Source organism: Arthrobacter sp. SAFR-179, from assembly GCF_059414945.1.
In genome coordinates, this window is the sequence record NZ_JBPFDM010000022.1 from 1 (window position 1) to 5,458 (window position 5,458).

The 5,458-nt window shown below is 55.3% G+C and carries 3 rRNA genes; all 3 read right to left on the reverse strand.

The window, feature by feature from the left end:
* Window positions 1-9: 9 nt before the first annotated feature.
* A 5S ribosomal RNA gene (gene rrf, locus ACR65K_RS20560) occupies window positions 10-126 on the reverse strand.
* 167 nt (window positions 127-293) lie between these two features.
* Window positions 294-3,422, reverse strand: a 23S ribosomal RNA gene (locus tag ACR65K_RS20565).
* Window positions 3,423-3,905: 483 nt separating this feature from the next.
* Window positions 3,906-5,429: ribosomal RNA gene (locus ACR65K_RS20570) — 16S ribosomal RNA — on the reverse strand.
* Together the 16S, 23S and 5S rRNA genes form the textbook arrangement of a ribosomal RNA operon.
* Between the last annotated feature and the right edge of the window lie 29 nt (window positions 5,430-5,458).

Below are 5,458 nucleotides of genomic sequence, written 5' to 3' on the forward strand. Positions count from 1 at the left end.
TTAATGTGTGTCCGGCGGTGACCTACTCTCCCACACCCTCCCGGGTGCAGTACCATCGGCGCTGTGGGTCTTAGCTTCCGGGTTCGGAATGGGACCGGGCGTTTCCCCCACGCTATGACCGCCGTAACCCTTGTACCCGTCACCAACCCGTTCGGGTGGTGTGGGAAAACTGTGGTTACAACATTGTGGTGTTGTTATTCAGTTGTGTTGGTTCCGTTCAACCATCCCCGGTGTTGGGGGTTGTTGGTTGGGAACCACATAGTGGACGCAAGCAGAGTTTTGTATGTATCTGTGTGGTGTAAGTTGTTGGCCTATTAGTACCGGTCAGCTTCACGAGTCGTTAGTCCTCGCTTCCACATCCGGCCTATCAACCCAGTGGTCTGGCTGGGGGCCTCTCACACATAAATGTGTATGGAAATCTCATCTTGAAGCGAGCTTCCCGCTTAGATGCTTTCAGCGGTTATCCCATCCGAACGTAGCTAATCAGCGGTGCACTTGGCAGTACAACTGACACACCAGAGGTTCGTCCGTCCCGGTCCTCTCGTACTAAGGACAGCCCTTCTCAAATTTCCTGCGCGCGCAGCGGATAGGGACCGAACTGTCTCACGACGTTCTAAACCCAGCTCGCGTACCGCTTTAATGGGCGAACAGCCCAACCCTTGGGACCTACTCCAGCCCCAGGATGCGACGAGCCGACATCGAGGTGCCAAACCATGCCGTCGATATGGACTCTTGGGCAAGATCAGCCTGTTATCCCCGAGGTACCTTTTATCCGTTGAGCGACGGCCATTCCACAATGTACCGCCGGATCACTAGTCCCGACTTTCGTCCCTGCTCGAGATGTCTCTCTCACAGTCAAGCTCCCTTGTGCACTTACACTCGACACCTGATTGCCAACCAGGCTGAGGGAACCTTTGGGCGCCTCCGTTACTTTTTAGGAGGCAACCGCCCCAGTTAAACTACCCATCAGGCACTGTCCCTGACCCGGATTACGGGCCGAAGTTAGATGTCCAAAGTGACCAGAGTGGTATTTCAACGATGACTCCACCCGAACTGGCGTCCGGGCTTCAACGTCTCCCACCTATCCTACACAAGCCACTCCGAACACCAATACCAAACTATAGTAAAGGTCTCGGGGTCTTTCCGTCCTGCTGCGCGTAACGAGCATCTTTACTCGTACTGCAATTTCGCCGAGTTTATGGTTGAGACAGCGGGGAAGTCGTTACTCCATTCGTGCAGGTCGGAACTTACCCGACAAGGAATTTCGCTACCTTAGGATGGTTATAGTTACCACCGCCGTTTACTGGGGCTTAAATTCTCAGCTTCGCCGTGAGGCTAACCGGTCCTCTTAACCTTCCAGCACCGGGCAGGAGTCAGTCCGTATACATCGTCTTGCGACTTCGCACGGACCTGTGTTTTTAGTAAACAGTCGCTTCCCCCTGGTCTCTGCGGCCCCGATCCCCTCCCCACCGCAAGGGTGGTTCAAGGTTGGGGCCCCCCTTCTCCCGAAGTTACGGGGGCATTTTGCCGAGTTCCTTAACCATAATTCTCTCGATCGCCTTGGTATTCTCTACCTGATCACCTGTGTCGGTTTGGGGTACGGGCGGCTAAAACCTCGCGTCGATGCTTTTCTCGGCAGCATAGGATCACCAAATCCCCCCAAACGGGGGTCCCATCAGATCTCAGGCTATGTGAGTGGCGGATTTGCCTACCACTCGCCCTACATCCTTAGACCGGGACAACCATCGCCCGGCTCGGCTACCTTCCTGCGTCACACCTGTTAATACGCTTGCCTCCCGGGATCAGGTCCTGCGCTCCACCAAAACCCTTCCGTCCAAAGGACGGTCGGGCAGGTTTCGGGCAGTTAGTATCCCCCGCTCAGCATGGGCGGTTTTTCGCCGGTACGGGAATATCAACCCGTTGTCCATCGACTACGCCTGTCGGCCTCGCCTTAGGTCCCGACTTACCCAGGGCAGATTAGCTTGACCCTGGAACCCTTGATCATTCGGCGGACGGGTTTCTCACCCGTCTTTCGCTACTCATGCCTGCATTCTCACTCGTGTAGGCTCCACCGCTGGTTTACACCGCGACTTCACCGCCCACACGACGCTCCCCTACCCATCCACACGCCTGAACCACAAGGGCTTAGCTAAAATGTGAATGCCACAACTTCGGCGGTGTACTTGAGCCCCGCTACATTGTCGGCGCGGAATCACTTGACCAGTGAGCTATTACGCACTCTTTTAAGGGTGGCTGCTTCTAAGCCAACCTCCTGGTTGTCTGGGCAACTCCACATCCTTTCCCACTTAGCACACGCTTAGGGGCCTTAGTTGGTGGTCTGGGCTGTTTCCCTCTCGACTATGAAGCTTATCCCCCACAGTCTCACTGCTGCGCTCTCACTTACCGGCATTCGGAGTTTGGCTGACGTCAGTAACCTTGTAGGGCCCATTAGCCATCCAGTAGCTCTACCTCCAGCAAGAAACACGCAACGCTGCACCTAAATGCATTTCGGGGAGAACCAGCTATCACGAAGTTTGATTGGCCTTTCACCCCTACCCACAGCTCATCCCCTCCATTTTCAACTGAAGTGGGTTCGGTCCTCCACGACGTCTTACCGTCGCTTCAACCTGGCCATGGGTAGATCACTTCGCTTCGGGTCTAGATCACGCCACTGCAACGCCCTATTCAGACTCGCTTTCGCTACGGCTGCCCCACACGGGTTAACCTCGCGACGTAACACTAACTCGCAGGCTCATTCTTCAAAAGGCACGCCGTCACAACTACTAAGGTTGCTCCGACGGATTGTAAGCACACGGTTTCAGGTACTGTTTCACTCCCCTCCCGGGGTACTTTTCACCTTTCCCTCACGGTACTGGTCCGCTATCGGTCATTAGGGAGTATTTAGGCTTATCAGGTGGTCCTGACAGATTCGCACGGGATTTCTCGGGCCCCGTACTACTTGGGATACTCTCACAGGCGGTACAAACACATTACGGTTACGGGACTAACACCCTCTCTGGCCGGCCTTTCAAAACCGTTCACCTATGCGCGCACATCACACCCCACTGTCCCGGCAGAGACAGTATGGAAAGTCCCACAACCCCGACCATGCAACGCCCGCCGGCTATCACACATGGAACGGTTTAGCCTGATCCGCGTTCGCTCGCCACTACTAACGGAATCACTATTGTTTTCTCTTCCTGCGGGTACTGAGATGTTTCACTTCCCCGCGTTCCCCCCACGCACCCTATGTGTTCAGGTACGGGTCACCAAGTCACTCGCGCGCTTGACGGGGTTTCCCCATTCGGACACCCTGGGATCACAGTCCGGTTATCGACTCCCCCAGGCTTATCGCAGATTCCTACGTCCTTCTTCGGCTCCTAATGCCAAGGCATCCACCGTGTGCTCTTAAAAACTTGACCACAAAGATCAAAAACAAATTTTCGAGAGAACCACGAAAACCAACCACACCCCAACACCCCAAAGGGCATCAACAGCGCAGCCAGATCCAGGTTCATTAATCTTGGAAATTGCTTCTTATACAAGATGCTCGCGTCCACTATGTAGTTCTCAAACAACAACCCCACACCACACACCCCACACACAAAGTGCGCGAAGGCGTCATGGCAGGGAAACCAGAAACAAAGCACCACAAGCCAAAAGCCCATGGTCCTGTTGCCTCAGGACCCAACAGTGTGCCAAACACTAAACCACCCCGCACCCCACCCACCGTTCCAAAACCATCACTGGTCCGTACTAGACACGAAGAGAACAACGCGGCCGCTATTTGTTGATATTCCACCCATGAGCACCCGCCGCAGAACAATCGCCTGCGCAACGGGCTTGCTTCCTGACAACACCACCACCAGCATGCGCCGGCAATGGACGTTGGAGGTGCTCCTTAGAAAGGAGGTGATCCAGCCGCACCTTCCGGTACGGCTACCTTGTTACGACTTAGTCCCAATCGCCAGTCCCACCTTCGACAGCTCCCTCCCACAAGGGGTTAGGCCACCGGCTTCGGGTGTTACCAACTTTCGTGACTTGACGGGCGGTGTGTACAAGGCCCGGGAACGTATTCACCGCAGCGTTGCTGATCTGCGATTACTAGCGACTCCGACTTCATGGGGTCGAGTTGCAGACCCCAATCCGAACTGAGACCGGCTTTTTGGGATTAGCTCCACCTCACAGTATCGCAACCCTTTGTACCGGCCATTGTAGCATGCGTGAAGCCCAAGACATAAGGGGCATGATGATTTGACGTCGTCCCCACCTTCCTCCGAGTTGACCCCGGCAGTCTCCTATGAGTCCCCACCATCACGTGCTGGCAACATAGAACGAGGGTTGCGCTCGTTGCGGGACTTAACCCAACATCTCACGACACGAGCTGACGACAACCATGCACCACCTGTAAACCGACCGCAAGCGGGGCACCTGTTTCCAGGCGTTACCGGTTCATGTCAAGCCTTGGTAAGGTTCTTCGCGTTGCATCGAATTAATCCGCATGCTCCGCCGCTTGTGCGGGCCCCCGTCAATTCCTTTGAGTTTTAGCCTTGCGGCCGTACTCCCCAGGCGGGGCACTTAATGCGTTAGCTACGGCGCGGAAAACGTGGAATGTCCCCCACACCTAGTGCCCAACGTTTACGGCATGGACTACCAGGGTATCTAATCCTGTTCGCTCCCCATGCTTTCGCTCCTCAGCGTCAGTTAATGCCCAGAGACCTGCCTTCGCCATCGGTGTTCCTCCTGATATCTGCGCATTTCACCGCTACACCAGGAATTCCAGTCTCCCCTACATCACTCTAGTCTGCCCGTACCCACCGCAGATCCGGAGTTGAGCCCCGGACTTTCACGGCAGACGCGACAAACCGCCTACGAGCTCTTTACGCCCAATAATTCCGGATAACGCTTGCGCCCTACGTATTACCGCGGCTGCTGGCACGTAGTTAGCCGGCGCTTCTTCTGCAGGTACCGTCACCTTACGGCTTCTTCCCTACTGAAAGAGGTTTACAACCCGAAGGCCGTCATCCCTCACGCGGCGTCGCTGCATCAGGCTTGCGCCCATTGTGCAATATTCCCCACTGCTGCCTCCCGTAGGAGTCTGGGCCGTGTCTCAGTCCCAGTGTGGCCGGTCACCCTCTCAGGCCGGCTACCCGTCGTCGCCTTGGTAGGCCATTACCCCACCAACAAGCTGATAGGCCGCGAGTCCATCCAAAACCACAAAAGCTTTCCACCAACCACCATGCGATAGTCAGTCATATCCGGTATTAGACCCAGTTTCCCAGGCTTATCCCAGAGTCAAGGGCAGGTTACTCACGTGTTACTCACCCGTTCGCCACTAATCCCCCCACAAGTGAGGTTCATCGTTCGACTTGCATGTGTTAAGCACGCCGCCAGCGTTCATCCTGAGCCAGGATCAAACTCTCCGTTGAAGTAAAACAAAAACAGACACAACCACAAC